Below are 2,756 nucleotides of genomic sequence, written 5' to 3'. Positions count from 1 at the left end.
CACGGAACGTCAATTTTCTCTCAATAGGCTCAAACTCCATCATTTTTTGCAACAGAACCCTCTAACGTGGTTGAGGCTTACATTTGCCGCCTACGCGTCAAGCTAAAGCAATGCAGCCAGGAGCGTTTAATTCAAACTGTATACGGTGTTGGATAGAAACTGTGCTGCAAGTAAGTTGCTAAAGGAACATTTTACTGGAATATGCCTCTGACAGCTTTGCTTATCTCGCAACTAATTTAGGATTGCTACATCAGTCTTAACTTCGTCATCATCTAAGTTTAACTGCGAGTTTTTAGAGTTAACATTGAGCGTAGAAAAAGGAGCAGGTAGGAACTTGCAGGTTCTAGAGATTGCTATCGACTCTTCTTGAACTAACTCTGTGTGAGGAATAGCTATGCGTTTTAAAGTGTCGTGGATGATGTTGCTGACAACACCCATAATGTTAAGTGTATGGCTAAGTAAGTCAGTGGCGATCGCCCAGAATCTACCAACTACCACAGAACCTATAACCACAGATTCTGTATCTACAGATTCTACAGCCATAGATTCCGCAGCTACTTTAAACCAGCTTGAACAGTATACACAAACAACCAGCGATATAGCTCAGGTTACCTCTGTCTCACAACTCTCAGACGTTCAACCAACCGATTGGGCTTTTCAAGCACTTCAGTCCTTAGTTGAGCGATATGGTGTAATTGCAGGTTATCCCGATGGCACCTATCGAGGCAACCGAGCGCTAACTCGCTATGAATTTGCAGCAGGTTTGAACGCAGCGCTAGATCGAGTCAATGAATTAATTGCTGAGGGTCTGGGCGATATAGTAACCAGAGAAGATCTGGCAACGCTACAAAGGCTCCAAGAAGAATTTGCGGCTGAGCTAGCAACTCTTCGAGGTCGGGTAGATGCTTTAGAAGCACGCACAGCCGAGCTAGAAGCAAACCAGTTCTCTACGACAACTAAACTGGAAGGTCGAGTACAGTTTCTTGTGTCCAACGTGTTCGACGAAGACGACCGCTTTGATGACCAAGCTATCTTTGCTGAGCGGGTTCGCTTGAACTTAGACACCAGTTTTACGGGAGAAGACCGCCTCAGAACTCGCCTTCAGTCGCGTAATATTCCCCAGTTTGAGGGAGACCCGATTGGGTTCCAAGCTGCCGGCAGCGATAACAGCAACAACATTACCCTAGACGACTTAACCTATTCTTTCCCAGTTGGAGAGCGAATCGAAGTTTTAATTGGGGCTAACGGTCTTGACATTGATGACCTGACTGAGGGCATCATCTCGCCTTTGGGTGAAAGCTCGGACACTGGCGCTATTTCTGAATTTGCTGACCCCCGACAGTATGAGCAAGGCTTTGCAGGAACGGGTGCCGGTGCTGGTGCAACGTTCCGATTTATCGAGAACGATGATTTCAGTCTTGGCATCTCCGGTGGTTATGTGGGGGACGAACCTGAAGATCCTACAGCCGGCAATGGGTTGTTTAACGGAGACTACAGCGCCATTGGACAAATTACCTTCCTGAGTGATTTTGTGGATATTGCCTTAACCTATGTCAATGCCTATGATGACTCTGGTTTTGCCGATATCTATGGTGCTGATGAGTTTTATGATATTGCGGCAGTGAGCAATGCATCAGTCGCTAATACCTACGGCACCCAGGTTAATTTCAAGTTAGGTAACGTTTTTGAGATTGGGGGCGGTATCGCCTATACAGACGTAAGCGGACTGGGAAATAACCCCGACTATGAGTTGTGGAGCTACCAAGGGACTTTGGCAATCAACGACTTAGGTGGAGAGGGCAACCAACTAGGAATCCTGGCTGGGGTTCCAACCTATACGGCTGATCTGCGCGAATTTGGGGCAGAAGATGACACTGCGTTTCTAGCTGAGGTTTATTATCTTTACCGTTTGAACGACAATATTAGTTTCACGCCAAGCTTGATTTATATTGTCAATCCTTTCAACAACCAACAAATTGATGACACCTTTATTGGAACATTACGGACAACATTCAGTTTCTGATTAGAGTGTTAAGTGACAATGCAGATGGGCTCTTCCCAGCTTTTGATACTGCTGGCGAAACATTGCTTAACGAATGAAGCCGTCTTACCAAGAATCGCTTAAGTTATCTGAAAGTCAGTAACATCAGGGAATTTGTTTAATGTCACTGCATCCACAGAGGCAATACGTTGTGCCCCCAGAAACCGCTAAGGTTGCTCATGCTATTTTCCCAACTGGCAACTTGTGTGTCACGATGGCAGCGACCTTGCACGAATTTTTTAGTGATCAACACTTCAATATCCTTTACCCAGATCGCGGGCAACCTGCCATCTCGCCTGTGAGATTAGCTCTAGCAACCCTTTTGCAGTACCTTGAGGGATTAACAGACCGACAAACAGCAGAGGCTGTACGTAGCCGCATTGACTGGAAGTATTTGTTAGCTCTTGAACTAACAAATACGGGATTTCATCATAGTGTGCTCAGTGAGTTTCGCACTCGTCTGGTAACAGCCGGGGCAGAACGTTTGATATTTGAACGATTCTTAGCTTTGTGCCAGGACAAAGGCTGGCTTAAACCTCGGACCCGCCAGCGAACTGACTCCACCCATGTTCTGGCATCCATTCGCGCCGTCACTCGACTCGAATGTGTGGGAGAAACTCTGCGAGCCGCTTTGAATGCGTTAGCCATTGTTGCACCCGAATGGTTGCAAAGCCATAGTCAACCGGAATGGATTGAACGTTACAGTGCCCGAATT

At 46.4% G+C, this 2,756-nt stretch carries 3 protein-coding genes; all 3 read left to right on the top strand.

Annotated elements, in window-relative coordinates:
- The first annotated feature begins 66 nt into the window (after positions 1-66).
- Entirely contained in the window at positions 67-156 is a 90-nt protein-coding gene (locus H6F93_RS34940) for a winged helix-turn-helix domain-containing protein (protein ID WP_347277231.1), read from the top strand.
- Positions 157-394: 238 nt separating this feature from the next.
- Complete coding sequence (locus H6F93_RS00755; protein WP_199313405.1) at positions 395-2,023, top strand: iron uptake porin; 1,629 nt, start codon at positions 395-397, stop codon at positions 2,021-2,023.
- Positions 2,024-2,162: 139 nt separating this feature from the next.
- Positions 2,163-2,756 (top strand): transposase (locus H6F93_RS00750; protein WP_190678301.1); only part of this gene is annotated, 594 nt, incomplete at its 3' end.

The sequence above is a fragment of the Leptolyngbya sp. FACHB-671 genome (genome assembly GCF_014695745.1).
Lineage (GTDB): Bacteria > Cyanobacteriota > Cyanobacteriia > Elainellales > Elainellaceae > JAAUTN01.
This window is presented reverse-complemented; position numbering and strand designations above follow the sequence as displayed.